This window comes from Pseudomonas sp. HC1(2025) (assembly GCF_058742075.1).
The window spans coordinates 650303-675305 of sequence record NZ_CP196017.1 but is presented as its reverse complement, the minus strand read 5'-3'; the positions used below and the strand labels follow the sequence as shown (position 1 = coordinate 675305).

The 25003-nt window shown below is 63.9% G+C and carries 19 protein-coding genes; 14 read left to right on the top strand and 5 right to left on the bottom strand.

Annotated elements, in window-relative coordinates; translation table 11 throughout:
- Nucleotides 1-177 precede the first annotated feature (177 nt).
- Genes cobJ through cobG form a run of 4 tightly spaced genes read right to left on the bottom strand, consistent with a single transcriptional unit; the run spans nt 178 to nt 4469 of the window.
- On the bottom strand, nt 178-1815 hold the full coding sequence (cobJ, locus tag ACSSVH_RS02845) for a precorrin-3B C(17)-methyltransferase (protein WP_492634057.1): 1638 nt from the start codon (nt 1813-1815) through the stop codon (nt 178-180).
- Entirely contained in the window at nt 1815-2549 is a 735-nt protein-coding gene (locus tag ACSSVH_RS02840; RefSeq protein ID WP_407073407.1) for a precorrin-2 C(20)-methyltransferase, read from the bottom strand. The genes cobJ and ACSSVH_RS02840 overlap by 1 nt, the downstream gene beginning before the upstream one ends.
- On the bottom strand, nt 2546-3172 hold the full coding sequence (locus ACSSVH_RS02835; RefSeq protein ID WP_169952069.1) for a precorrin-8X methylmutase: 627 nt from the start codon (nt 3170-3172) through the stop codon (nt 2546-2548). Before ACSSVH_RS02835 ends, ACSSVH_RS02840 begins: the two co-directional genes overlap by 4 nt.
- Nucleotides 3165-4469 (bottom strand): precorrin-3B synthase, encoded by a 1305-nt coding sequence (gene cobG, locus ACSSVH_RS02830; RefSeq protein WP_492634691.1) that lies wholly within the window; start codon nt 4467-4469, stop codon nt 3165-3167. The genes ACSSVH_RS02835 and cobG overlap by 8 nt, the downstream gene beginning before the upstream one ends.
- Before the next feature lie 112 nt (nt 4470-4581).
- On the opposite strand from cobG, the gene cbiE reads away from it, so the two are divergent.
- The 13 genes from cbiE to ACSSVH_RS02765 all read left to right on the top strand — a co-directional run bounded on the left by cbiE (nt 4582) and on the right by ACSSVH_RS02765 (nt 17436).
- Nucleotides 4582-5787, top strand: a complete 1206-nt coding sequence (gene cbiE / locus ACSSVH_RS02825; RefSeq protein ID WP_492634056.1) for a precorrin-6y C5,15-methyltransferase (decarboxylating) subunit CbiE — start codon at nt 4582-4584, stop codon at nt 5785-5787.
- Nucleotides 5784-6509, top strand: a complete 726-nt coding sequence (locus ACSSVH_RS02820; RefSeq protein WP_492634055.1) for a cobalt-precorrin-6A reductase — start codon at nt 5784-5786, stop codon at nt 6507-6509. Before cbiE ends, ACSSVH_RS02820 begins: the two co-directional genes overlap by 4 nt.
- Before the next feature lie 56 nt (nt 6510-6565).
- Nucleotides 6566-6898 (top strand): type II toxin-antitoxin system RelE/ParE family toxin, encoded by a 333-nt coding sequence (locus ACSSVH_RS02815; RefSeq protein ID WP_492634054.1) that lies wholly within the window; start codon nt 6566-6568, stop codon nt 6896-6898.
- 5 nt (nt 6899-6903) lie between these two features.
- On the top strand, nt 6904-7227 hold the full coding sequence (locus tag ACSSVH_RS02810) for a helix-turn-helix domain-containing transcriptional regulator (protein WP_076961512.1): 324 nt from the start codon (nt 6904-6906) through the stop codon (nt 7225-7227).
- A 102-nt stretch (nt 7228-7329) separates the two neighbouring features.
- Nucleotides 7330-7725: a DUF2946 domain-containing protein gene (locus ACSSVH_RS02805; RefSeq protein WP_492634053.1), complete on the top strand. Its 396-nt coding sequence runs from the start codon at nt 7330-7332 to the stop codon at nt 7723-7725.
- Nucleotides 7726-7770: 45 nt separating this feature from the next.
- A complete protein-coding gene (locus ACSSVH_RS02800) occupies nt 7771-8253 on the top strand; it encodes a copper chaperone PCu(A)C (protein ID WP_169952081.1) in 483 nt (160 codons plus the stop codon).
- A gap of 19 nt (nt 8254-8272) precedes the next feature.
- The gene (locus tag ACSSVH_RS02795) at nt 8273-8695 is read left to right on the top strand and encodes a DUF2946 domain-containing protein (RefSeq protein ID WP_492634052.1); all 423 of its coding nucleotides are present in this window, start codon (nt 8273-8275) and stop codon (nt 8693-8695) included.
- Nucleotides 8696-8789: 94 nt separating this feature from the next.
- Nucleotides 8790-10865, top strand: coding sequence for a TonB-dependent copper receptor (locus ACSSVH_RS02790; RefSeq protein WP_492634051.1), 2076 nt, complete (start codon nt 8790-8792; stop codon nt 10863-10865).
- 151 nt (nt 10866-11016) lie between these two features.
- Nucleotides 11017-12399 carry a PepSY-associated TM helix domain-containing protein gene (locus ACSSVH_RS02785; RefSeq protein ID WP_492634050.1) on the top strand — a complete coding sequence of 461 codons (1383 nt, stop codon included), beginning with the start codon at nt 11017-11019 and terminating at the stop codon, nt 12397-12399.
- A gap of 153 nt (nt 12400-12552) precedes the next feature.
- Nucleotides 12553-14661, top strand: coding sequence for a TonB-dependent receptor (locus tag ACSSVH_RS02780; RefSeq protein ID WP_492634049.1), 2109 nt, complete (start codon nt 12553-12555; stop codon nt 14659-14661).
- Nucleotides 14662-14696: 35 nt separating this feature from the next.
- The gene (locus ACSSVH_RS02775) at nt 14697-15485 is read left to right on the top strand and encodes an ABC transporter ATP-binding protein (RefSeq protein ID WP_492634048.1); all 789 of its coding nucleotides are present in this window, start codon (nt 14697-14699) and stop codon (nt 15483-15485) included.
- On the top strand, nt 15482-16429 hold the full coding sequence (locus ACSSVH_RS02770) for an ABC transporter substrate-binding protein (protein WP_170058623.1): 948 nt from the start codon (nt 15482-15484) through the stop codon (nt 16427-16429). Before ACSSVH_RS02775 ends, ACSSVH_RS02770 begins: the two co-directional genes overlap by 4 nt.
- Nucleotides 16426-17436 carry a FecCD family ABC transporter permease gene (locus ACSSVH_RS02765; RefSeq protein WP_169952094.1) on the top strand — a complete coding sequence of 337 codons (1011 nt, stop codon included), beginning with the start codon at nt 16426-16428 and terminating at the stop codon, nt 17434-17436. Before ACSSVH_RS02770 ends, ACSSVH_RS02765 begins: the two co-directional genes overlap by 4 nt.
- 14 nt (nt 17437-17450) lie before the next feature.
- On the opposite strand, the gene ACSSVH_RS02760 is transcribed toward ACSSVH_RS02765, so the two are convergent.
- Nucleotides 17451-23366 (bottom strand): DUF4329 domain-containing protein, encoded by a 5916-nt coding sequence (locus ACSSVH_RS02760; RefSeq protein ID WP_492634047.1) that lies wholly within the window; start codon nt 23364-23366, stop codon nt 17451-17453.
- Between the two features lie 295 nt (nt 23367-23661).
- Between ACSSVH_RS02760 and urtA the strand changes: the two genes are divergently transcribed.
- On the top strand, nt 23662-24927 hold the full coding sequence (gene urtA / locus ACSSVH_RS02755; protein ID WP_169952098.1) for an urea ABC transporter substrate-binding protein: 1266 nt from the start codon (nt 23662-23664) through the stop codon (nt 24925-24927).
- The last annotated feature ends 76 nt before the right edge of the window (nt 24928-25003 follow it).

Here is a 25003-nt window from a genome sequence, read left to right as displayed (position 1 = left end):
CCTCGCAAACACGGGGGATGGGGTGAAGCCTGATAACAGCAGGCTTACTTTCTGCAACTAAAAGGGAGGAACCGTTGATGGCATTGCGAAACGGCGGGGGTGAATGCAGAAATCTCTGTCATCGATGATTAGCGTTTTCTGACAGATCAGCGGCCCCATCGCGGGGCCGCTATCGTTTCAGGAGGCCGGCTTCTCGCCATACCAGCGTGGCGTGTACACCCACTCGCCACCGCCCACCCGAGGGAACGCGCAGGTGGTGGACGAACCGACCAGCACCATGGTGCGCATATCCACCTGGTCCGGGGTCAACTGGCCCAGGGTGGTGGTGCGCAGCGTCTGCCCGGGGCGACCGATATCGCGTCCCAGCACTACCGGCGTGCTGGCAACGCGGTGCCGGGCGACGATTTCCAGGGCGCGCCCCAGTTGCCAGGGGCGCGAACGCGAGATCGGGTTGTAGAACGCCAGGGCCAGGTCGGCCTCGCATGCCAGGTCCAGGCGCTTCTCGATGATCGACCAGGGCTTGAGGTTGTCCGACAGCGACATCACGCAGAAGTCGTGCCCCAGTGGCGCACCCGCCTGGGCCGCCGTGGCCAGGGACGCCGAGACCCCCGGCAGGATCTCCAGCTCGACCCGCTGCCAGGCCGGGTCGCTGGATTCGTGCAACGCCTCCAGCACCGCCGCAGCCATGGCGAACACCCCAGGGTCGCCGGAAGACACCACCACCACCGAACGCCCCTCGGCCGCCAGCGCGAAGGCATGCCGCGCCCGCTGCATCTCTTCGCGGTTGTCGGTGCAGTGCTGCACCTGGTCGGCCCGAAACGGCCCGGCCATGCGCACATAGGTTTCGTAGCCCAGCACGTCGGTACAACGCGCCAGCTCAGCCTTGACCGCCGGCACCATCAGTTCGGCAGCGCCGGGGCCCAGGCCGATCACCGCAAGGCGGCCACGGGGGTGGCCCAGTTGCGCCAGGTCCACCGGCGCAGCGCTCGAATGGATGACCAGCTCCGGTCCAGCGGCCAGCGCCGTAAAGCGCAGCGGTACGCCCAGCTCCAGCGCGGCTTCATGCAATTGGTCACTGGCCATATCGGCGTTATCGGCCAGCAGGCACGCCAGGGACTGCACGGCGATGCCATCCTGCTGCAACGCCTGGCGCACCTGCGCGGCCAAACCGGCGCCCGGGCGGCAGGTGATCCAAGTGTTTTTCGGATAGATCAGCAGCTCATTGGCCGCTGGCACCCGCTCGGCATTGCCGACATGAATGCTCAGGCGCGCCTGCTGGTCCTGCGCCAGGTTGGCCTGCTCCAGCCATGGCGCAGCGCCTTCGATACGCACATGCTCGCCGGCCAGCAGGTCCGAGACAAAGCGCTTGCCCAGTTCAAGGTCCGCCAGTTGATAACCCTGGGGCGGGTTGAGCAGGCAGGTGCCAAAACGCAGCTCACCACTGGTGGTAATCGCGGCAGCCACACCCAGGGCCGCCGCGATTTCCCGCGCCATGATATTCACCCCGCCCAGGCCACCGAGCAACGGCACCACCGCGCTACCGTCTTCAGCAACAGCCAGCACCGCCGGCTCCTCGCCTTTTTCCAGCAACAGCGCCGCCAACGTGCGGATCACAATCCCGGCCGCGCACAAGGCAATGATCGGCGTGCCCTGCTGATACAACTGACGCAGGGTCGCGCCAAATTCGCTATAGGCCTGGTCGGCCCCCTCCACCCGGCCGGCCAGGCCGTGGATCAAGGCGCCGGGGTACACCTGCTGGATACTGCGCGCGGTGGCCAGGCTGCCCTGGCCGAGGACTACGATCGCCGGCGTCATCACCCTTGCCACCTTTCGCCCGGCACGATGATCAGCGAGAAATACGGCGAAGACATGGGCTCGACCTGATCCAGCGCGACGATTTTCTGGTTGGCCATGGTGGCGCGCTCCACATACAGCGCGCGCCCGGCCAGCCCCAGCTCTTCAAGCACCTGGCGCACCTTGGTGAAGTTGCGCCCCAGTTTCATGATCACCGCCGCATCGGCATCGGCCAGGCGGCGCTTGAGCTCGTCGTGGGGCAGCACGCCGGACAATACCGACAGGCTCTGGTTGCGATACACCAACGGCGCGCCCAGCACCGAGGCGCCACCGAGCATCGAGCACACGCCGGGAATGACCTGGGCGTCGTAGCGTTCGGCGAGGCGGTCATGCAGGTACATGTAGGAGCCGTAGAAGAACGGGTCGCCTTCGCAGATCACCGCCACATCGCGCCCGGCATCCAGGTGCGCGGCCACCTCGACACTGGCAGCGTCGTAGAAATCGCTGATCACCTGTTCATAGGACAACGGCGCCGGCAAGGCTTCGGTGGTCACCGGGTACACCAGCGGCATCAGCGTCTGCTGGGGTACCAGGTGCTCTTCGATAATGCCGAACGCATTGCCCTTCTTGCCCTTGGCGACGAAGTACGCCACCACCGGCGATTCGCGCAGCAGGCGCAGGGCCTTGAGGGTAATCAGTTCCGGGTCGCCAGGGCCGACGCCCAGGCCGATCAAACGTCCACGCGCCTGCATCATTCGACCTCCGTGGCCAGGGCGTTGACCGCTGCGGCGGCCATCGCACTGCCGCCCAGGCGGCCCTGCATGATCACAAACGGCACGCCACGGCTGTCTGCGGCGAGCATCGCCTTGGACTCGGCGGCGCCGACAAAGCCCACCGGGAAACCGAGGATCAGCGCCGGCTTGGGGGCGCCGGCGTCGAGCATTTCCAGCAGGTAGAACAAGGCAGTCGGCGCGTTGCCGATCACCACCACGCTGCCAGCCAGGTGCGGGCGCCACAGTTCCAGGGCGGCGGCGGAACGGGTGTTGCCCAGCTCCCGTGCCAGCTGCGGCACGCTATCGTCGCGCAAGGTGCAGATCACCTCGTTGTTGGCCGGCAGGCGCGCACGGGTCACGCCTTCGGAGACCATCCGCGCATCGCACAGGATCGGCGCACCGGCGGCCAGGGCCTCACGGCCGGCCTTGCCTGCGCCTTCAGAGAACTGCAAACCGTCGATAGCCTCGACCATGCCGCAGGCATGAATCACCCGCACGGCGAGTTTTTCCAGGTCGGCCGGGATGCGATCCAGCTTGGCCTCTGCGCGAATGATCGCAAAGGAGTTGCGATAGATCTCCTGACCGTCGCGGATGTAATCAATCATCGGTGCTGCTCCGTGGACGGGCACGCAACACGGCGCCCGCCGCTTCAATAGAAAGGTTGTGCGCGTGCAGGCGGCCGAAACCCGGCTGGCCTGCATCGCGAAAATAGAGGTCGTAGTGCCCGGTGCCCACCGCCAGCAAGGTGACCGGGGCAATGTGCGCCGCAGCGCAGGTGCGCGGGCAGCCGGACAAGTGCACGTCGAGGCCCTGGCCGTGGTCCTGTAGCAACGTGGCCAGGTGCAGGGCGTCGGCCTTGGTGTCGGCCTGGGCCTTGGCGCAGCCGCTGGACCCGGTGCAGGCAATCATCCGCGCCAGGGCCTGGTCGGCCGAACAGAGGAAGCCCAACTGCGCCAGGCCTTCGGTAACGCCCGCGGCAACGTCCGGCGCCAGGTTGGGCAGCAGCAAGCCTTGCCATGGGGTGAAGCGCAATGTGCCGTCGCCATGCTCCAGGGCCAGTTGCGCAGCGCCTCGCAGCATGGCCGAGTCCAGGCGCCCCAATGGCGTGACGGCGGCCACGTAGACCCGCTGCGGTTGGCGCTGTGGATAAGTGCCCAGGCGCAAGCTGCTCGGGCTGGCGCGGCGGCGATAGCCATCGGCGCGGAGCAACGGCAGGTGCAAACGCCCGACGAAGTTATCCACAGACGTTTGCGCCAGCACCTCACGCATGCGGTTCTGCTCCGGGCGCGCCAGGTCGAGGAACAGCTCCAGCACGGCGACGACCAGCCCATGGCCTTGCTCCACGGGGACAGCGGCCAGCGGTTGATCTTGCGCGGGGCAACCGGCCAGGCCGAACGCCAGCCAGGTCTGGCCCTGCGCGGCATAGGCTGATAACCACAGGTCGTGATGATGCTCGAGCATCGCCAGGGCTTCGCCGCCATCCAGTTGCACGGCGAACTTGGCCGACAACTCATGGAACCGTGGATGGGTTTGCAAGGTGGCGAGGATCTGGTCCGCCAGGGGCCGGGTGTCCAGCAGCATGTCGCGGTCGATGCCTGCGCCGGGGCTGAGCATCACATTGCGCACATCATCACCGCCGGCGGTGGTCGGGCCCAGGCCTGCGGCCAGCAGATGCGCGATCAAGCCGTCATGCTCCGGGCCAATACCGCGAATCTGCAGGTTGGCGCGGTTGGTCGCCTCGATCACCCCACCGGCGTAAACCTGCGCGGCGTGCGCCACGGCCAGTGCCTGCGCGGCGGTGATGGCCCCACCGGCCAGTTTGATCCGGCAAATCCCGCCATCCAACGCCTGGACAATACGCAGCAACCCCGGGCAACCCGAGGGGCGTTTGCTAGTGGACAGAGGAAGTGGCTTCACGGGGGGCTACCGGTTCACGGGTAAAGGCGCGGTATTATGCCTGCTTTGTCCGGCGGCATGAAAAGCCTGCCCGTCGGATGTCGTTCAAGGAATCAATATGTCGCCCTGGCTGACGGTAGTAGGCATCGGTGAAGACGGCTTCAAGGGCCTGGGCAGGAATGCCCGGCATGCTCTGTTGCGCGCCTCTCGTATCATTGGCGGCCAGCGCCAGCTGGATTTGCTGCCGGTGTGCATCCGTGGCACACGCGAGCTATGGCCCAGCCCGTTTTCCCTGGAGCCGCTCTTGGCGCGGCGCTTTGAGCCGGTCTGCGTGCTGGCCAGCGGCGACCCGATGTTCTACGGCGTCGGCGCCAGCCTGGCACGGCAGGTAGCGGCGGATGAGCTGTTGATCCTGCCAGCGCCCTCGTCCGTATCGCTGGCGGCGGCGCGCCTGGGCTGGCCGTTGCAGGACGTGGTGACGCTATCGGTGGTCGCCCGCCCTGTGGCCGCGCTCAATGCCCATCTGGCCAGTGGCGTGCGCTTGCTGGTATTGAGCAACGACGGCCAGAGCCCGACCGCCATCGCCGCGTTGCTGCGCGCCAGCGGGTTTGGCCCGAGCCGCCTGAGTGTGTTTGAACACCTCGGTGGCACCGCCGAGCGGCGCATCGATGGCCACGCCGAAGGCTGGCAAGACCCACCGATTGCCACGCTGAACCTGATCGCCATCGACTGCCACGCCGACGCCAATACCCCACGCCTGTCACGCCTGGCCGGCCTGCCGGATGCGGCGTTCAAGCATGACGGCCAACTGACCAAGCGCGATGTGCGGGCCATGACCTTAGCGCGCCTCGCCCCGACTCCCGGCGAATTGCTGTGGGATGTGGGCGCCGGCAGCGGCTCCATCGGCATCGAATGGATGCGCGCCCACCCCAGCTGCCGCGCCCTGGCAATTGAAGCCGACGCCGGCCGCCAACAGTTGATCGAACACAACCGCGAGGCCCTCGGCGTGCCTGGCCTGCAATTGATTCGCGGCAGCGCGCCCCAGGCCCTGGCAGGGTTGGAGGCGCCCGATGCAATCTTCATCGGCGGCGGCGTAACCCGCGACGGCGTGCTCGATACCTGCTGGCAACACCTGCGTCCCGGCGGACGGCTGGTGGCCAATGCCGTGACCCTGCAAAGCGAGATGACCCTGATGAACTGGCGCGCACAACACGGCGGCGAACTGACCCGCATCCATGTGGCCCAGGCCCAGCCCCTGGGCGAATTCGACACCTGGCGCCAGGCGCTGCCCATCACCTTGCTGGAAGTGATCAAGCCGCTATGAAGCGCATCCTGCTGCTGGGTGGCGTGACTGAAGCCCTGGCCATCGCCCGCACCCTGGGGCCCCAGCATATCTACAGCCTGGCCGGGATTGGCCGGGTGCCCACTGACCTGAGGTGCCAGGTCCGCGTCGGTGGTTACGGCGGTGCCGAGGGGTTGGCGCAGTTTGTCCGCGCCCAGAACATCAGCCTGATACTCGACGCCACCCACCCCTACGCCGCACGAATCAGCGCCAACGCCGCCCAGGCAGCGCGCTTGTGCACTGTCCCCTGCTGGGCCCTGCGCCGTCCCGCCTGGCAGCCACAACCGGGTGATGACTGGCGTGAAGTCAGTGACTGGAGCGAACTGATCGAGGCCTTGAAACCCTTCCACCGCCCACTGTTCACCCTCGGCCGCGAACCGCTGCAACACCTCGACGAAATCCCCGCCGGGCAGTTCTGGACCTTGCGTGCGCTGGACGCCTACCCCGGCAACGAACGCTGCGAAGTGATCGGCGCCCGTGGGCCGTTTTTGATCGAGGACGAACGGGCGTTGTTCGAACGGCGGCGCATCGATGTATTGATCAGCAAAAACAGCGGCAGCAGCGCCACCGAACCCAAGCTGCAAGTGGCCCGCGAGCGCGGCATACCGGTGGTGGTTTTGCAGCGGCCGGTGTTGGCGGGGGTGGATCGGGAGTTTTTGACGCTCCAAGAAACACTCACAGCGTTGGCAAGTTTCACTCAATAAGTCAGGATCGCCCGCTTGCTTGATTAGTAACCTATTTGTTACCTTCGAGGCGGGCGATGATTGAGATCGAAGAATATAAACGCGACGCCCAAACCAGCCCATTCAAACAATGGTTTTTATCCCTGAGCGTCCCGGCACGTCTCAAGGTTTCAACCTCATTGCTTCGGCTGGAAATGGGCAACACCAGCAATATCAAGTGGTTCGATGGAATGGGCGAGTACCGGATCGATTGGGGCCCGGGGTATCGAATTTATTTGGTACGGGAGGGCCTGCGACTGATCATCTTGTTCGGTGGCGGTGACAAATCCACTCAGAAAAAAGATATCAAAACTGCAAAGTCGCTGATCCGCGATTATCAACGCGACAAAAAACTGGAACAAAAGAGGTAGCCAGCATGGCACTTACCCGCAGTTATAAACTCACGATTGCCGAAGCCGCCCAGCGCGACCCAGAGTTTGCCCAGGCACTCCTCGACGAGGCTGCTACGCTATTTCTCAACGGCGAACCAGAATTGTCCCGCATCATTCTGCGCGACCTGGTCAACGCCACTGTTGGTTTTGAGGGTTTGGCAAAGGAGACGGCCAAGCCGAGCAAAAGCTTGCATCGCATGCTTTCGGCGCATGGCAACCCAAGCATGGATAACCTGGCTGCGATATTTGCGGTGCTCCGAAAGGGACTTGGGGTCGATATGCAGGTGCATGGCGTTCCCGTTACATAACTTGGGATCACTGCGACACCAAACCACACCAGCAACTTTTACTTATGCCCCCCGATCAGGCTAAATACCCACTTGATCGCTTAACCCTACGGATTGTCCGCCATGGCCCGTCAACGCTTTGCATTTGCCTGGATCGCCTGCCTTGCAGTGCTGTTCAATGCGTTTGCCATGCCGATGGCTGGGGCGATGCAGCAGGGCAAAAGCCCTACCCAGCAATTGCTGTGGGGCAGTTTCTGCTCGTCCACCGGCAGCAAGCTGGTGGCGATGTCCCTGGGCACGCTGGATATACCGGCGCCGCAGCAGGACGAGCATTCCAGCATGCAGCATTGCTGGTGCTGTTCGGGCTCGGCGCCATTGGTGGCGCTGCCGGGGCATGTGCCGCAGTTGTATCTCACCCGCTTCGACGCGGCGCCTGGCCTGCCATCGCCTGCCCTGCAAGCCCCGACCCCGCGCCAGCAATGGCCGAGCCTCAACCCCCGCGCCTCTCCAACCGTTTGATCACTTCGCAATTGAACTGCGTTTGAATCGTTCTGGAGAACTGCCATGCTCAAATCTTCCCTGCTTCTGGCGGCCTTGCTGCTGCCTGTGTTCAGTGCTGCCAATGCCGATGACTACAAGGCCGGCGACCTGCTGGTAAGCGATCCCTGGTCCCAGGAATTGCCGCCCAATGCACCCACGGTTGCCGCCTACTTTGTGATCCATAACCAGGGCGAAGCCCCGGACCGCCTGCTCAGTGTCGATACGCCGGTGGCGGCCAAGGCCGAGCTGCATGAGCATGTGATGCAGGGCGACCTGATGAAGATGCAACAGGTGCCCAGCGTGGCCGTGCCGTCCAAGGGCGAGCTGACCTTTGCACCGATGGCCTATCACGTGATGCTCCTGGATCTTAAAGATCGCAGCCAGTTGCGCGACGGCCAGCACTTCCCCCTGACCTTGAACTTCGAAAAGGCCGGGCCGGTAAAAGTGCAAGTCTGGGTACAAAAAGTGCCGCCGATGGCCAACCACGAGCACCAGCACGCCCAATAACCACCCCAGGCCGCTCCCCATGGGTGCTCCCGCCAACAGCTCGACCCTGCGCCGCCACCAGCCCTTGAGGCTGGCCCGCGGCAGTTGGATCAGCCTGTTCGCCATGCTGATGATCTTTATCGGACCGCTGATTTCCCAAGCGATGCCGATGGACCATCACGCCGGCATGTCCATGCAGATGTCCATGGACGACATCTGCCATGCCGCCCCGCAGCACCCGGCCGGGCATGCCAAGGCCCCCGCCGCCGACCACGTGATGTGGGAGAAATGCGGCTATTGCAGCCTGTTGTTCAGTTGCCCGGCCCTGCCTGGCAGCGTGTCGTTCGTGGCCCTCGGCAGCCCGCCGCCGGCCACCGGCCTGATCCCCGCACCGCGGCTGGGCCATGCCCGGCAGAGCATCTTCCCCGGCGCCCGCAGCCGCGCACCGCCCAGCCAGTCGTAGACCGCCAATAACACACAACTTCGCACGGCCGCCTTCACACAGACAGCCGCAGGCTGCTGGCCGTGTTGTTTACGACTGATTGATGGAATTTTTCATGTCCAGGTTTCCTGCTGACACCCGTATGGGATGTACCCCTGTGCTCGCCGTTTTGTGCGGCGCACTCTTGGCGCCACAGGCGTATGCCGACGACCACGCCGAGCACCGCAACGAGCTGAGCCCGACGGTGATTACTGGCGTCGCTCCCAGCTCCCCGCTGACTATCGTCACCAACCCCAAGGACCCGCGCCAGCCGGTGCCGGCCAGTGACGGCGGCGACTACCTCAAGACCATCCCAGGCTTTGCCCTGGTGCGCAACGGCGGCACCAATGGCGACCCGGTACTGCGCGGCATGTTCGGCTCGCGCCTGAACATCCTCACCAACGGCAGCATGATGCTCGGTGCCTGCCCTGGCCGCATGGACGCGCCCACCTCCTATATCTCCCCGGAAACCTACGACAAGCTGACCGTGATCAAAGGCCCGCAAACCGTACTCTGGGGCCCCGGCGCCTCGGCCGGCACGGTGCTGTTCGACCGTGAGCCGGAGCAGTTCGGCGAACTGGGTACCCGGGTCAACGCCAGCATCCTCGCCGGCTCCAACGGGCGCTTCGACAAAGTAGTGGATGCCGCTGCCGGTGGCTCGCTCGGCTATATCCGCGTGATCGGCAACCAGGCCCACGCCGATGACTACAAGGACGGCAACAACGACACCGTCGCCTCGCGCTACGACAAATGGAACGGCGACGTCGCCCTCGGCTGGACCCCGGACGCCGACACCCTGCTGGAGCTCACCGCCGGCCGTGGCGATGGCGAAGCGCGCTACGCCGGGCGTGGCATGGACGGCTCGCAGTTCCTGCGCGAAAGCCTCGGCCTGCGCTTCGAAAAATCCAATATCGGCGAGGTGCTGGACAAGGTCGAAGCCCAGGTCTACTACAACTACGCCGACCATGTGATGGACAACTACAGCCTGCGCACGCCATCGGGCACCGGGATGATGGCCGGGCCCATGGCGTCCAACGTCGACCGCCGCACCCTCGGCGCGCGGATCAAGGCCACCTGGCGCTGGGCCGATGTGCAACTGATCAGCGGCATCGACGCGCAGACCAACGAACACCGCCAGCGCAGCAGCGCCGGGGTCGACACCTACAAGAACCTGCCGCGCACCAAGGACGCCGACTTCCATAACTACGGGGTGTTTGGCGAACTGACCTGGTACGCCGCCGACAATGACCGGTTGATCACGGGCGCCCGCCTGGATCGCGCCTCGGCCAAGGATTACCGCCAGCGCACCGGCAGCGGCATGATGAGCCGCGCCAACCCGACCGCCGGCGATACCCGCGCCGACACCCTGCCATTGGGTTTCGTGCGTTATGAACATGACTTGGCCGACAGCCCGACCACGCTCTACGCCGGCCTCGGCCACGCCGAACGCTTCCCGGACTACTGGGAACTGTTCTCCCCCGGCAAAGGCCCGGCGGGTTCGCTCAATGCCTTTGATGCAGTCAAGCCGGAGAAAACCACCCAGCTGGACTTCGGCCTGCAATACAAGACCGCTGAGCTTGAAGCCTGGGCCTCCGGGTATGTTGGCCAGGTGCGCGACTACATCCTGTTCAACTACACCCCCGGGATGATGGGCATGACTTCCCAGGCGCAGAACATCGACGCGCGGATCATGGGCGGTGAGTTGGGCGCCGCCTACAAGCTGACCTCCAATTGGAAAGCCGATGCCACCCTGGCGTATGCCTGGGGCAAAAACAGCAGCGACGGCAAGGCCCTGCCGCAAATGCCGCCGCTGGACGCGCGCTTCGGCCTGACCTACAGCGAAGACGACTGGAGCGCCGGCGCCTTGTGGCGCGTGGTGGCGGCGCAAAACCGCATCGACCAGAACAAAGGCAACGTGGTCGGCAAGGACTTCGCCAAGAGCGGTGGCTTTGGCGTGTTCTCCCTCAACGCGGCGTACCGCATCAACAAGAACTTCAAGGTCAGCACCGGCGTCGACAACCTGTTCGGCAAGGCCTACGCCGAACACCTGAACCTGGCCGGCAACGCCGGGTTCGGTTACCCGGCCAACGACCCGCAAGCTATCAAGGAGCCAGGGCGCACGCTCTGGACCAAGGTGGATATGAGCTTCTAACCACATCGCGGGCAATCCCCCCTGTGGGAGCCGGCTTGCCGGTGATGGCGTCCTCAAGGGCCTCATCGCCGGCAAGCCGGCTCCTACAGGGTGATTGCCCGCAATAGCGTCATCAATACCCATAACATTAGAGTCCTTGCGGAGCGCCCTGATGAACCCTCCAAAGATTTCCTTCTACAACCTGGCCTGGCGCTGGCATTTCTACGCCGGGCTGTTTGTCGCGCCCTTCATGGTGTTGCTGGCAGTGACCGGCATCATCTACCTGTTCAAACCCCAGTTGGACCCGCTGATGTATGCCGACCTGCTCAAGGTCGAGCCCGCCGCGCACGTCCTCAGCGCCGACGAGCAATTGCAGCGCGCCAAGGCCGCCTACCCACAAGCCACCCTCAGCAAATACCTGCCACCGGTGGACGCCAGCAGCAGCGCGCAATTTGTCCTGCACAACGCCGGCCACGAACTGACCGTGTTCGTCGACCCCTATCGCGGCAACGTGCTCGGCGAGCAGGACGCGACCTACAACCTGCAAGCCATCGTCCGTGCGCTGCACGGTGAGTTGATGATCGGCACCACCGGCGACCGCCTGATCGAACTCGCGGCGGGCTGGGGGGTGATGCTGGTGGTGTCCGGCCTGTACCTGTGGTGGCCGCGCGGCAGATCCGCCGCCGGGATCCTGTGGCCGCGCCTGGGCAGTCGCGGGCGCCTGTTCTGGCGCGACCTGCATGCGGTCACCGGGTTCTGGGGCGCCGCATTCCTGCTGCTGATGATCCTCAGCGGCCTGACCTGGACCGGCTTCTGGGGCAAGCAATACGCCGATCTGTGGAACCACTTCCCAGCGGCGATGTGGAACGACGTGCCGCAGTCCGACCAACAGGCCCGCAGCCTCAACACCGCCACGCAACAGACCGTGCCCTGGGCCCTGGAAAACACCCCCATGCCGATGTCCGGCGAGCATGCCGAACACATGCAGCACGGCGGCATGCATCACGGCCCGGCCGCCCCCGCGATCAGCCTGCAACAGGTGGTGGACCTGGCCACCGCACGCCAGGTCGAGCCGGGCTACAGCGTCACCTTCCCCACCACGGCCACGGGCGTGTTCACCATCGCCGTGTTCGCCAACGACCCGCGCAATGACGCAACCCTGCATGTCGACCAATACACCGGCGAGGTCCTGGCCGATGTGCGCTGGGAACACTACAACACGGTGGCGCGGGTCACCGAGTCCGGGGTGATGCTGCACGAGGGCAAGATGTTCGGGGTGATCAACCAGATCATCGTGCTGCTGGTGTGCCTGATGATTCTGCTAAGTGCCGTCAGCGGCCTGGTGATCTGGTGGAAGCGCCGGCCACAGGGCGGCCTGGGGGTGCCGCCGTTGCGCCACGACCTGCCGAAATGGAAAACCGCGATGCTGATCATGCTGGCCCTGGCGATCATTTTCCCGCTGGTCGGCGCCTCGCTGATCGTGGTGTGGGTGTTGGATCGGCTGGTACTGGCGCGTTTTTTCAAGCAACGTGAATCGGCCTCATCTTCTGCATGAGGTAGGCGAGATGCCCTACATAGAGGCGTTATGTAGTCTTACGCGGGCTTTCATCCCCAGCGCAAGAAGTGTTAACTTATAACACTTACTGCACCGTCCCCACTCGCCGCGCTCAGCGGCGAGTACCGTCTCGAAGAAGCGATCTGTCGTCCGATGAACAAGTACCTTGCCAGCGGCCTGTGCCTGCTTGCCTTGCAAAACAGTGCCCAGGCCCTGACCCTGCCCGTCAGCCCCGTGACCGCTCCGGCAGTGGACAGCGCACCTGTCGACCTCGACACCCCGACCACCGCCGGCTCGCGCCTGGGCCTCAGCGCCCGGCAAACCCCCGGCAGTGTCGAAAGCCAGACTGGCGAGCAGATCCGCGAACGCGGCGACGCCAGTGTGCAGGACGCCATCTCCCGCGCCACCGGCATCAGCCGCACCGGCACCCCGGGCGACGGCGGTACCTCGCTGCAAGCCCGTGGGTTTGCCGGCCAGGGTTCGGTGATGCAGTTGTATGACGGCAACCGCCTGTACAACGGCATGGGCACCTCGACCTTCCCGGTCGACACCTGGGCCGTCGAACGCGTGGACGTGCTGCGCGGCCCGGCATCGGTGCTGTATGGCGAAGGCGCCACCGGCGCGGTGGTCAATACCGTCGCGAAAAAGCCCTTTGAGGGCGAGATCGAAAACCACATCCGCCTGGGCTACGGCTCCTATGATCGCCAGCAACAGGCCCTGGACAGCGGCGGCTCGCTGACCGATACCTTGAGCTATCGCCTGAACCTCAACCGCCTGCGCAGCCATGGCTTTATCGACCGTGGCGACTCGGCCAGCGAGTTTGCCAGCGGCGCCCTGCGCTGGCAGGCCGCCGACAACCTGAGCTTCACCCTGGCCCACGACTACGGCGACCAACGCCCGCAGAACTATTTCGGCACACCGCTGCTCAACGGCCACCTGCACAAGGGCCTGCGGGACAAGAACTACAACGTCAGCAACGACACCCAGCACTACAACGACCAGTGGACCCGCCTGAGCAGCGAATGGCAGATCAACGACAGTGTCAGCGCGCGCAACGAGTTGTACTACCTCAAGGCCCAGCGCCGCTGGCAGAACGCCGAGAACTACAACTTCAGCGCCGGGCAACTGACCCGCAGCGGTTTTTTTGGCATCAAGCACAACCAGGAACAGGTCGGCGACCGCCAGACCTTTACCTTCAAACACACCCTGTTTGGCCTCGACAGCCAGACCGTGACCGGCGTGGAATACAACCGCATCCGCTTTCGCCTGGCCAGCAACTCACCGTTTAACGACGTCGTGGACGGTGGCCAGCCCATCGATGTGAAACATCCGGCCCAAGCCCCGTTTGAAAGCGCCGATCCGTTCCTGCCGGTGTTCGCCACCACCACCAAGCAGTTCGCAGGCTTTGCCGAAAACCGCCTGCAACTGAGCGAGCGCCTGTCCCTGGTCACCGGCATTCGTCGCGACTACGTGCACCTGGACCGCGATGAACTGCGCAGCGGTGAACGCAACGACAAGACCCTGACCGGCAACAACTGGAAGGCCGGCCTGGTGTTTGCCCTCACCCCGGACACCTCGGTCTACGGCCAGTACGCCACCAGCACCGATGGCGTCGGCGGGCTGATCTCCCTGAGCTCAAGCCAACAGGCGTTCGACCTGTCCACCGCCAAGCAGACCGAAATCGGTATCAAGCAAGCTTTCTGGGACCAGCGTGGCGAGTGGACCCTGGCGGCCTACCATATCGTCAAAAAGAAACTGCTGACCGATGTGCCGGGCAACCCGCAGTTCAAACAGCAAGTGGGCCAGCAATCCTCCGACGGCCTGGAGGCCAGCCTCGACCTGCAACTGCCCCACGCCTGGCAACTGCAGGCCAACGCGGCCATCGTGCGGGCGCAATATGACGACTTCCAGCAGAACGTCGGCGGCGTGCAGGTCTCGCGCGACGGCAATCGCCCGGTGGACGTGCCACGCCGTACGGCCAACCTGTGGGTCAGCAAGGCGGTGAGCGACGACATCCGCGCCGGTGCCGGCGTGCGGTATGTGGATGCGCGCTACGCTGACATGGCCAACCGCAATGAACTGCCCAGCTACACCGTGGTCGACGCCACTGTTTCGTGGAAAGCCCTGCGCAACACGACATTGGGCCTGCAATTGAATAACCTGTTCGACCGCACCTATGCCGTGAGCCAATACAATGACGGCCAGCAATGGATACTGGGTGAGCCGCGCTCGTTCTTTGTGACCGCGGACTACACCTTCTAACCACCCCTGGATCGCTGTTTGACTTGAGATTTTTGATGCCCACACTCAACCTCCACCACCTCGCCTGGTCGCCCCTGGGCCATGGCCACTGTCATCACCAGTTCCACCTGCGTGATGCCAGCCTGCAGGTGGGTGCCGGGGAGTTTGTCGGGTTGATCGGGCCCAATGGCAGCGGCAAGACCAGCCTGTTGCGCTGCGCCTATCGCTTCAGCAAGCCCGAGCAGGGTGAAGTGCATCTGGATCACCAGAGCGTCTGGAAGCAATCCTCGCGCTGGTGCGCCCAGCGCATCGCCGTGGTGCTGCAGGAATTCCCCGACGCCTTCGGCCTGCGGGTCGATGAAGTGGTCGCCATGGGCCGCACCCCGCACAAAGGGCTGTTCGACAGCGATACCCTGCACGACCGCCAACTGATTCAGCACGCCCTCGAATCCGTCGGCCTGCTGGGTTTTGAGGACCATGCCTTCGCCACCCTGTCCGGCGGTGAAAAGCAGCGCGTGATCCTCGCCCGCGCCCTGGCCCAGCAGCCGCAACTGCTGATCCTCGACGAGCCGACCAACCACCTCGACCCACGCTACCAACTGGAGCTGCTGGGGCTGGTCAAGCGCCTGCAGATCGGCACCCTGGCCAGCATCCATGACCTGAACCTGGCCGCCGCCTTCTGTGATCGCCTGTACGTGATCAACCATGGCCGCATCGTCGCCAGCGGCACGCCCCACCAAGTGCTGACCGCCGAGCTGCTGCGCGAGGTGTTCGGTGTCGAGGCACTGATCGATACCCATCCACTTTCCGGCTACCCGCGAATCACCTGGATAACCCAACCATGATCCTGCGTTCCCTGCTGTGCCTTACCCTGCTGTGCGGTGCGACCCAGGCCTTTGCCGAGGCCACCCGCTACCCGTTGAAAATCCAGAGCTGCAACCGCGAGGTGATCTTCAACCAGGCCCCTGAACACGCGGTCAGCCACGACATCAACATGACCCAGATGATGCTCGCCCTGGGCCTCAAGTCGCGCATGGTCGGCTACAGCGGCGTGACCGGCTGGAAGGCGGTGACCCCGCAAATGGCCACGCTGCTCGACGGCCTGCCGGAGCTGGCGGCCAAGTACCCGTCGGTGGAAACCCTGCTCAACGCCAATGTGGATTTCTTCTTCGCCGGCTGGGACTACGGCATGCGCGTGGGGGGCGACCTCACCCCGCAGACCCTGCAACCGCTGGGCATCAACGTGCTGGAGCTGACCGAATCCTGCGCGTTCGTGATGAAGCGCCCGGCAGCAACCCTGGACGACACCTATAACGACCTGCGCAACCTGGGCCGGATCTTCGACGTGCAGGACCGCGCCGACGCCCTGATCGCCCGGATGCAGGCCCAGGTCGCCGCTGTGCACAAAACCCTGCCCGCCACACAGCCACGGGTGTTCCTCTATGACAGCGGCGAAGACCGCGCCATGACCTCCGGCCGCCTGGGCATGCCCCAGGCGCTGATCGCTGCCGCTGGCGGGCGCAATATCCTCGACGATGTGGACGCCAGCTGGACCCGGGTCAACTGGGAGACCGTGGTGGAGCGCAACCCCCAGGTGATCGTGATCGTCGACTACAGCGAAATCACTGCCGAGCAGAAAATCCAGTTCCTGCTGGATAACCCGGCCCTGCAATCGGTGGACGCGATCAAGCAGCGGCGTTTTATCGTGATCCCCTACGTGCAGGCCACACCTGGGATCGACAATGTGCTGGCGGTGGAAACCCTGGCCAAGGGGTTCCACGGCCAATGATCGAGCGCCGCTATGCCCTGCTGCTCGCCGCCCTTGGCGCGGTGCTGCTGGTGTCCTGTGTGGTCTCGCTGGGCTTCGGTTCGGCACGGGTGCCGGTGGACGTGGTGTGGCGGATCCTGCTGCACAAGGCCCTGGGTATCGGGGCGGTGGACTGGTCGGTGGGCCAGGAACATATCGTCTGGCTGATCCGCGTACCGCGCATGTTGCTCGGGGCGCTGGTGGGTGCCGGGCTGGCGTTGATTGGCGCAGTCTTGCAGGCGGTCACGCGCAACCCACTGGCCGATCCGCACCTGTTGGGGGTGACCTCGGGCGCTACCCTGGGCGCGGTAATCGTAGTGCTGCATGTGGGCGAAATCATCGGCCTGCTGACCCTGCCCATCGCCGCCTTCATCGGCGCGCTACTGAGCATGCTGGTGGTGCTGGCGGTGGCCAGCCGCAATGGCCGGCTGGAGAGTGATCGCCTGTTGCTGTGCGGGGTGGCGGTGTCATTCGTGATGATGGCGGCGGCCAATCTGCTGCTGTTCATGGGCGACCATCGCGCGGCGTCGGCGGTGATGTTCTGGATGCTCGGCGGCCTGGGCCTGGCGCGCTGGGAACTGCTGGCGATCCCCAGCGCCACGGTGCTGCTGGGCCTACTGTTGCTGCTGGGCATGGCCCGCCCGCTCAACGCGCTGATGGCCGGCGAGCAGACCGCCGTGACCCTGGGCCTGAACGCGCGCAATGTGCGCCTCAAGGTGTTCTTGATTGCCTCGCTGATGACCGGCGTGCTGGTGTCGATCAGCGGCTCCATCGGGTTTGTCGGGCTGATGGTGCCGCATATCGCCCGGCGCCTGGTGGGCGCCGAGCACCGGCGCTTGTTGCCGGTGTGCGTGCTGGTGGGCAGCCTGTTCCTGGTGTGGGTCGATGTCGCCGCCCGCACCCTGATCGCCCCCGAGGACCTGCCGATTGGCGTGGCCACGGCGGCGATTGGCGGCCTGTTTTTTATTGGCCTGATGCGCAGGCGCTAAGCTCAGGCGCCGGCTTACAGCTCATCCCGGTCGCGGATGCTCAATGCTTCATCGATCTGGGTTTCTTCGGTTTGGTTGCGCGGGTCGACCTGAGCTTCCACCGTGCGCCCCTCGTTGCGCCAGAGCGCATCCCGATCCAGTACAAAAAGCTGGCCATAGCCGGTCACGCGCTTGAGGAACTCACTGGGCTGGAGCCTCACACCCAGCTGCTGGGTTTGGTCTTCCATCTGCGAAAAGCTCGGAATGTATTTGAGTAGCGCCCCCTCGCGAACCGACAGGTAAAGGCTTGCCGGGCGCTCTGCATGCGCACGCAACACCCGCAGGAACAAGCTCAAGAGTGCCGGGCCGACAAAGTTGTTGAGCAGCCGCTGCTCCTGGGGATCGTTGCTTTGCGAGGGCGGCATGGCGCCGTAGATCAGTTGTGCGGCGACCACTTGGTACTGCGTCGGGAACACCGGCTCAGGCACCGGGTGCTCAGTCGGTTGCACCAGCGGCTGTACCGGCCCATCTGGCCCGGTGTAAAACAGCGCCAGCTGCTGCGCCGTGTCGAGCCCGGCCACTCGCGGCAACGTGGCGACAAACGAGGTGCGCGCACGATTGCCCAATATCGCGGCAAGGTACTCCTGGCCACGATACGGCGCGAGCCTGCGCTGTACATCGCGGGCAGCATCGTCGGCATGGGAAAAGAGCGGGCCACAGGCCCGCCAGGTTTCCTCGAAACCTGGCCCCGTACCCGGTTGCCAATCGGAGGAAACCCGTGTCGTGCCAGCCCACACCCGGCCCTCGATCAACACATCCAGATTGCCCCGGGCAACCAGGCTGCGCACGTGGTCAAGCATGCGGGCATTACCCAGCAGCAACTGTTCGCGCAATACCTGCAACGAGCCGAGCGTGTCCAGTTGCTCATCGCTACTGAGGTACTGATACCTGAGCAGCGCGCCGTCCGGGCACGACAGGTAGAGGCGCAGTTTCTTGTCCTTGACCGCGTGCTGGGAGAAACGCAGGCCCGTATCAAAATCCGTGGGCAGGAAGAACGCCTGGTGCAACGGATCCTCCGCCGGCGTCAACAGCTCATTGGTGGCGCAGAGGTAGAGACCTTCCAGGGCATACCCCTGGGGAAGCAGGCCTTGGGGGAACACCTGGCTATAGTCGCGATAGCTCGCACGCACCAGTGGCAGGCTGACCATATAAAGCCCCAGCTTGGGCGACTTGAAAACGTAGCCGAACTGCAAGCTCTCACCGGGCCTGCACTGCTCATGGGCATAGCGCACCGCATCCTGCTCCTGGGTGAAGAGCGGGCTGAACGGCGGGTCGGCCACGGCGTTGCGGATCAACAACGGCTCGGGCCAGATGACGTTGGCAACGAAGGGTGCTGTGACCGTGCGCGGCATGCCCCACACCACGCTACCGTCCACCACGCGCAATGTACCGGCCTGGGCCAGCCGGGTGACGAACTCGATCGGGGTCAGCGTGCCGTCGCGCATCTGCCGCTCGACAAGGTTATCCAACAGCTCGGCACGTTGCGGCTGCAATGGCTGCAGGGCTGTTTTCAACTGATCCTCAAGGGCTGTGCGGCTACGGGTGTAACTGAGCACGCAGCCGTCGGTGCCTAACAGGTACTCGCGGGTCAGATGCACGTCCCGCGACTGCAGCGATGCGCCAATCACCCGGGTGGAAAGCATATTGCGGTAGACGCTCTTTTGCGTGGCCTCCAGGGCAAACGGCAACTCCCGCGCAGCACTGGTGCGGTAACGCGCAACAATTGTATGGCCCGCCGGAAAACCTCCTACCGAGACCACCTCATCGGGGAAAATCCACTTGGGATCGAAATCTTCGCGAGGCACTTTCAAAGGTTCTGTGGCCACGAACAGGCCGTCAGGGCGCTTGAGCACCAAGCCTCCCAGCAAGCCGTTATCGTGATCACCCAGCCGTGAGCGAGCATGGCGCACTGCGTCATCCTGTTCCTGGAAAGCCGGGCCCAGGCGACGGCGGGTGAAACGCCCATAGGGACGCCATAACGTGGCGTTTTCGATGACCAGCCCCCGTCGATCCCAGCACTGGCTGCTGTATAACACCCGCAGGTCACCGGCCTTGGCGATCAGCGTGACAAACCGGCGGATATCCAGGGAGCCGTCATGCAGGCTCATGCCCTGGATCGTCACACCGGCGCCATCAATGCCCTGCTTGAGCATTGACGAAGCCTGGGGTTGATACCGCAACAAGGCGCCGTCCAGTGTTGACACATACACAGGCAATACGGCGGGCCCCGCAGAAGATCGCGGCAAATGCCGGGCATCTTCTTCGGCACGCAACAGCAACTCGGGGGTGACAAAGAACTGGGTCAACCAGGCCTCGGAAGTGTTCAGCCCCACAGGCAGCCATTGCTGTGAATACAGCAGGCCCTTGAGCACAAAGCCCTTGGCGAAGTCGCCACCGGTCAGATACCCAAAGCCCCTGGAGGAGTCGCTCAACCAACGCCCGGGCGGCTTGATCGGCAACAGCTCGCTGACCACATATTCTTCGTGTTGCGGGTGCTTGAGAATGTAGGCCGTCGCCGCCTGTGCATCCAGGTTCCTGCCGTACCAGCGAATGTGCGCATTGAGCGCCGCCGCGTCCTGGCTGTTGAAGATTGCACCAAACGCCGGGGTTTGCAGATCGATCTGGGCATACTCGAAGTTGGGCGTCCAGTCGTCGTAGACCGTGCCACGCGGCCCCCATAACTGGCTACCGACAAGCACTTGCAGATTGCCCGCATCCGCCAGGCGGGTAACGATGTCCACCGGCTTGAGCTTGCCGGTTTCCAGGCGTTCGAAGTAACCATGCTGGCCGGGCTCGCGGGTGGTGTTGCTCAGCACCAGCAACTCATTGGCCGAGCCGCTGGGGGTGTAGCCGATCAGGTTGTTCGGCGAACCGCTCAGGTAAGCCGGCAGGCGGGATTCAATCACCGCCCGGATCTCCACATCCGAGAACATCGTGGCATTGACCTCAAGGTCCGCAAGGGTCCAGTCAAGGCGCCGCTGGCGGGCCAGGTCATTGAAGGACACCGCCCCATGGGAGGCGTAGCGCCCATGAATCTCATGGCCCACCGGAGGCACCAGCAAACCACCGCCCGGTCTCGGCAGCAGCAGGTCGGAGGAAAAGCCGTCGCCATGAATAGTCACAGGTTCGGTGAATAAAAATCGCCCGTCTGGTCTTTTGAGAATGTACCCACCAAAGGCCGTCCCTCGGCGAAAGCCGATCTTCTCGTGGGCAAGGCGCGCGGCATCATCGGCCGTCAGGAATGCCGCACTCAGCAGCGTGGTCCCCGAACCCAGCGGCAGACGCTCGCCGTCATGCATCGGCCCCAGTACGTTCCACAAGTCGCCCTGCTGAATCACCGTCAACTCGCCGGCACGAATCACCCGGTGCACGAACTCCCGGGACGACAACGTACCGTCGAGCAGTGCCGCCTGGTTGCCTTTGTCAGTCACCCTCTGGCCGGCCACGCTAAACAGCTCGTTGGCGGTATCGGCACTCGGCACCTGCCAATGCAGCAGCGCCCGGTCAGGGGCTTGCAGATACAACTTGAGCCCCAACCCGGCGATCTGCAGCTTGGAGGTGGCAAGAGCCTGGGTCATGACCTCCACCCATAGCGCAGGTGGGGCAAACCGCTTATACAGCCAGGCTTCATTGGCCGGCAACGGCCTCGGCTCGGAGGCAAACACATTACGGTAAAGGCCAACCAGGCGATAATTGGAGGGCAGTTTCGCCTGACCGTCGGCACGGGCGGGGAACAGACTGGCCAGGGTTGTGCCTGCTGCAACCGGTAGCGTCGCGATATAGCTCGGGGCATTCTGATGCTTGAGCACAAACCCCTGGTAAGCGCCCGCCGGCATGCCATTGATATGGTTCAGGGCGATCAGCGCGGCAACTTGCCCCGTGTTGGCCTGCGGCGTAAAGAACGGCTGCTCCTGCACGGTGTCCTTGGGAATGACCGGTTCGCCGACCCGCCACCCCCTGGCGACACGACCGCGAGCGCCGCCCCAGACACGGTTGGCCAACACCACCCGCAGGTCGCCCGCATCGGCAAAATTCCAGACAGTCCCTTCAAACTCGGTGACCGGCTGGATCGGCATCTCACCGGTCAACTGCTTGAGCAGCGTCTGCTCCGCCGTTGAACCGCTGCTCACGTACTTGAGCAACGAGCCCTGCGGGCCTGACAGGTAGTGGGCCGGGGCAAACTCACGGTTACCGATGACAAACGCCTGGTCGGCAGACGAGAAAAAGCTGATAAATATCTCCACCTCATCGGCCGTGAACTGAGTGTGCAACCCCTGTTCACCGGGAGAGCCCGCCGGGTGCGAGTGGTAAAAGGCGTAGCAGTCGAAGGGAGCCGGAGCAATGAAGTAGTCATGCTCATCGGTGGCCATGATGGCGCGAAAATCAAACTGTATCGACGCACCGGCCACCGGTTCTGTGGCGAAATAACGCGCGCCTTGTCGCAGCACCGCACCGCCATACTCCTTGTCGCGTCGCTCGCCGATCCGGTTGTGAGCCCAGCGCGCAGCATCATCGGCGGTGACAAAGGGCGGACTCAATACGGGTTTGGGAACCCTGGAGACGGCTCGCCACTGCGCGTCGACCGGGCCGAGCCTGTCCCAGATCTTGCCCGCCCGGATCACCGACAGATACCCGCCTGCCGCCACGCGCAGGACAAAGTCCCGAGGGCTCAGCGTACCCGCGAGCAGCGCCGAATCGATCTGGTTATCCACCACCTGACCGTCCGGCTCGACGCGAAACAGTTCAGTCTCGGCGGTCGAGAACGCGCACTTGTATTGCAACAACGCCCCATCATTGAGGTTGCGATAGAAAAACAGCTGACGCTCCGGCCCCAGCAAATCCCTGGACTGCACCCCATGGTAAAGCTGGGTCGCCAACTCCAGCGGGCTAAAAAAGTTACGGTACAGCCACGCGTCCCTGGACGGGAGGCGCAGGGGCACCGGAGGGCGTCCCAGATAGACCGCCACCCAATGGAAGCTCTCGTGTGACACGCGCTTACCATCCGAGGTGCGCGGGAACAATTGCTGGATGGACACCGGTGCGGGCCCGCCGGCCGGGGGCTCGACCAGCACATAGTCCTCTTTGTTGGCATCCTTGAGGATAAAGGCGCGTTCAGGGTTGCGTTGCTGCAATACCTCCAGCAGGGCATCAAGCCCGGCGTACACCGGCCCGCAGGCCGGCAGCTCGTAGGTGCGCGAGACAAAGGCTGTGAACGGTCGCCATTGCCTGGGCACTGTGCCTGTCGAGCCACCCCACAACGCACTCGGAACCACGAAGGACAACTGGCTGACACTGGCGGCCTTCTTGAAGAAGGTCTCCGGTTTGTTATCGGCCGGGCCATCCGCATGACCAAAGTGCAGCTTTTTGTCGAGCCACACACCAAAACGCTGCTCCTCAGCCGAGCCGGTGGTGACATACTTGAGCAACCCGCCATCGGGCCCAGACAGATAAGAGGCCGAAAAAAAACCGCGCTCCAAAATAAAGATGCTCAGGTCAATATCCGAAAAAAAGCCATTCAGCCCCCTGACCTGACGCTCGGAAAACTCAGGGTTGTTCTCTTGAAAATCATCGAACGCATCGGGATGAGAGTGGTAGTCGGCCACGCACCGATAGCCTTGTGGGTGCAGGTACTGGCTATTGCTGTCGACTTTCAGCACCGTCCAGTAATCGAAGGTGTAAGCCCCGCCCGCTATCGGCTCGGTGGCATAGAAGTAGCCGTCCGCCAAGCTCTCCAGGATCACCCCGCCATACTCCTTATCGCGCCGGCTGCCGATCTGTCGATGGGCATAACGCGCCGCATCATCCATGGTGACAAAGGCCGGTCCCACTGGTGGCAGTACCACATCCGACTTCAATCCGCTGCCGAACCAACCGCGTTTAGGTCGTTCCATGACATCCCCTCAAATATGCCCCGACCAGACGCTGGCCAGGGTCACGGCGATCTTTACCGTTGGCGCGAGCGCGAGGGCGCTAAATAGATATCCACCGCGCCACACGCCCTGCCCCGTTCGGGCGCACGCCACGCACCAGCACGCCCGGCAAGCCCTCACTTGGTGCAGTACAACCGACCAGTGCAGCCCATGGCCCACATAACAAGGCAGCGCAGCCAATAGGCACAGCCTTTGCAAATGCTCTGGCAACGCCCCTATCCGCCCCCTGAAAATATTGAGTTCTGGAGACCGCACCATGAAGCGTCGCAGCTTGATCAAGGCTTTCACTCTGTCGGCATCCATTGCCGCCATGGGCCTGACCTGGACCGTCCAGGCCGCCGAGACCATCAAGGTCGGCATCCTGCACTCGCTGTCCGGGACCATGGCCATCTCCGAAACGTCCCTCAAGGACATGGCGCTGATGACCATCGACGAGATCAACGCCAAGGGCGGGGTGAACGGCAAGATGCTCGAAGCGGTGGTGGTCGACCCGGCCTCCAACTGGCCGCTGTTCGCCGAAAAGGGCCGGCAGTTGCTGACCCAGGACAAGGTCGCGGTGGTGTTCGGCTGCTGGACCTCGGTGTCGCGTAAATCGGTGCTGCCGGTGTTCGAAGAACTCAACGGCCTGTTGTTCTACCCGGTGCAATACGAAGGCGAGGAAATGTCGCCCAACGTGTTCTACACCGGCGCCGCGCCGAACCAGCAGGCGATCCCGGCAGTGGAATACCTGATGAGCGAAGAAGGCGGCAGCGCCAAGCGCTTCTTCCTGCTGGGCACCGACTACGTGTACCCGCGCACCACCAACAAAATCCTACGCGCGTTCCTGCATTCCAAAGGCGTAGCCGACAAGGACATCGAAGAGGTCTACACCCCGTTCGGCCATAGCGATTACCAGACCATCGTGGCCAACATCAAAAAATTCTCGGCGGGTGGCAAGACCGCCGTGGTGTCCACCGTCAATGGTGACTCCAACGTGCCGTTCTACAAGGAACTGGCCAACCAGGGCCTGAAGGCGACCGAGGTGCCTGTGGTGGCGTTCTCGGTAGGCGAGGAAGAACTGCGCGGCATCGACACCAAACCGCTGGTGGGCAACCTGGCGGCGTGGAACTACTTCCAGTCGGTAGAGAACCCGGTCAACGCCAAGTTCGTCGCCGACTGGAAAGCCTACGCCAAGGCGAAAAACCTGCCGGGTGCCGACAAGGCCGTGACCAACGACCCGATGGAAGCCACCTACGTCGGCATCCATATGTGGGCGCAGGCGGTGGAGAAAGCCAAGTCCACCGACGTCGACAAAGTGCGTGAAGCCCTGGCCGGCCAGACCTTCGCCGCGCCGTCGGGCTACACCCTGACCATGGACAAGACCAACCACCACCTGCACAAGCCGGTGATGATTGGCGAGATCCAGTCCGACGGCCAGTTCTCGGTGGTGTGGCAGACCGAAGGGCCGATCCGCGCCCAGCCGTGGAGCCCGTACATCCCTGGCAATGACAAGAAGCCGGATCACGCGGTCAAGAGCAACTAAGCCCAACCCACGAGCCCGCCCCCTGTAGGAGCTGGCTTGCCGGCGATAGCAGCGTGTCAGTGACAGATGAATCGAC

Coding starts and splice junctions, on each gene's coding strand:
- ACSSVH_RS02785 (WP_492634050.1), top strand. CDS start 11,017: ATGAACCCTCCAAAGATTTCCTTCTACAACCTGGCCTGGCGCTGGCAT.
- ACSSVH_RS02810 (WP_076961512.1), top strand. CDS start 6,904: ATGGCACTTACCCGCAGTTATAAACTCACGATTGCCGAAGCCGCCCAG.
- ACSSVH_RS02840 (WP_407073407.1), bottom strand. CDS start 2,549: ATGATGCAGGCGCGTGGACGTTTGATCGGCCTGGGCGTCGGCCCTGGC.
- ACSSVH_RS02790 (WP_492634051.1), top strand. CDS start 8,790: ATGTCCAGGTTTCCTGCTGACACCCGTATGGGATGTACCCCTGTGCTC.
- ACSSVH_RS02820 (WP_492634055.1), top strand. CDS start 5,784: ATGAAGCGCATCCTGCTGCTGGGTGGCGTGACTGAAGCCCTGGCCATC.
- ACSSVH_RS02800 (WP_169952081.1), top strand. CDS start 7,771: ATGCTCAAATCTTCCCTGCTTCTGGCGGCCTTGCTGCTGCCTGTGTTC.
- ACSSVH_RS02770 (WP_170058623.1), top strand. CDS start 15,482: ATGATCCTGCGTTCCCTGCTGTGCCTTACCCTGCTGTGCGGTGCGACC.
- ACSSVH_RS02835 (WP_169952069.1), bottom strand. CDS start 3,172: ATGATTGATTACATCCGCGACGGTCAGGAGATCTATCGCAACTCCTTT.
- ACSSVH_RS02760 (WP_492634047.1), bottom strand. CDS start 23,366: ATGGAACGACCTAAACGCGGTTGGTTCGGCAGCGGATTGAAGTCGGAT.
- urtA (WP_169952098.1), top strand. CDS start 23,662: ATGAAGCGTCGCAGCTTGATCAAGGCTTTCACTCTGTCGGCATCCATT.
- cobJ (WP_492634057.1), bottom strand. CDS start 1,815: ATGACGCCGGCGATCGTAGTCCTCGGCCAGGGCAGCCTGGCCACCGCG.
- cbiE (WP_492634056.1), top strand. CDS start 4,582: ATGTCGCCCTGGCTGACGGTAGTAGGCATCGGTGAAGACGGCTTCAAG.
- ACSSVH_RS02775 (WP_492634048.1), top strand. CDS start 14,697: ATGCCCACACTCAACCTCCACCACCTCGCCTGGTCGCCCCTGGGCCAT.
- ACSSVH_RS02780 (WP_492634049.1), top strand. CDS start 12,553: ATGAACAAGTACCTTGCCAGCGGCCTGTGCCTGCTTGCCTTGCAAAAC.
- ACSSVH_RS02765 (WP_169952094.1), top strand. CDS start 16,426: ATGATCGAGCGCCGCTATGCCCTGCTGCTCGCCGCCCTTGGCGCGGTG.
- ACSSVH_RS02805 (WP_492634053.1), top strand. CDS start 7,330: ATGGCCCGTCAACGCTTTGCATTTGCCTGGATCGCCTGCCTTGCAGTG.
- ACSSVH_RS02795 (WP_492634052.1), top strand. CDS start 8,273: ATGGGTGCTCCCGCCAACAGCTCGACCCTGCGCCGCCACCAGCCCTTG.
- ACSSVH_RS02815 (WP_492634054.1), top strand. CDS start 6,566: ATGATTGAGATCGAAGAATATAAACGCGACGCCCAAACCAGCCCATTC.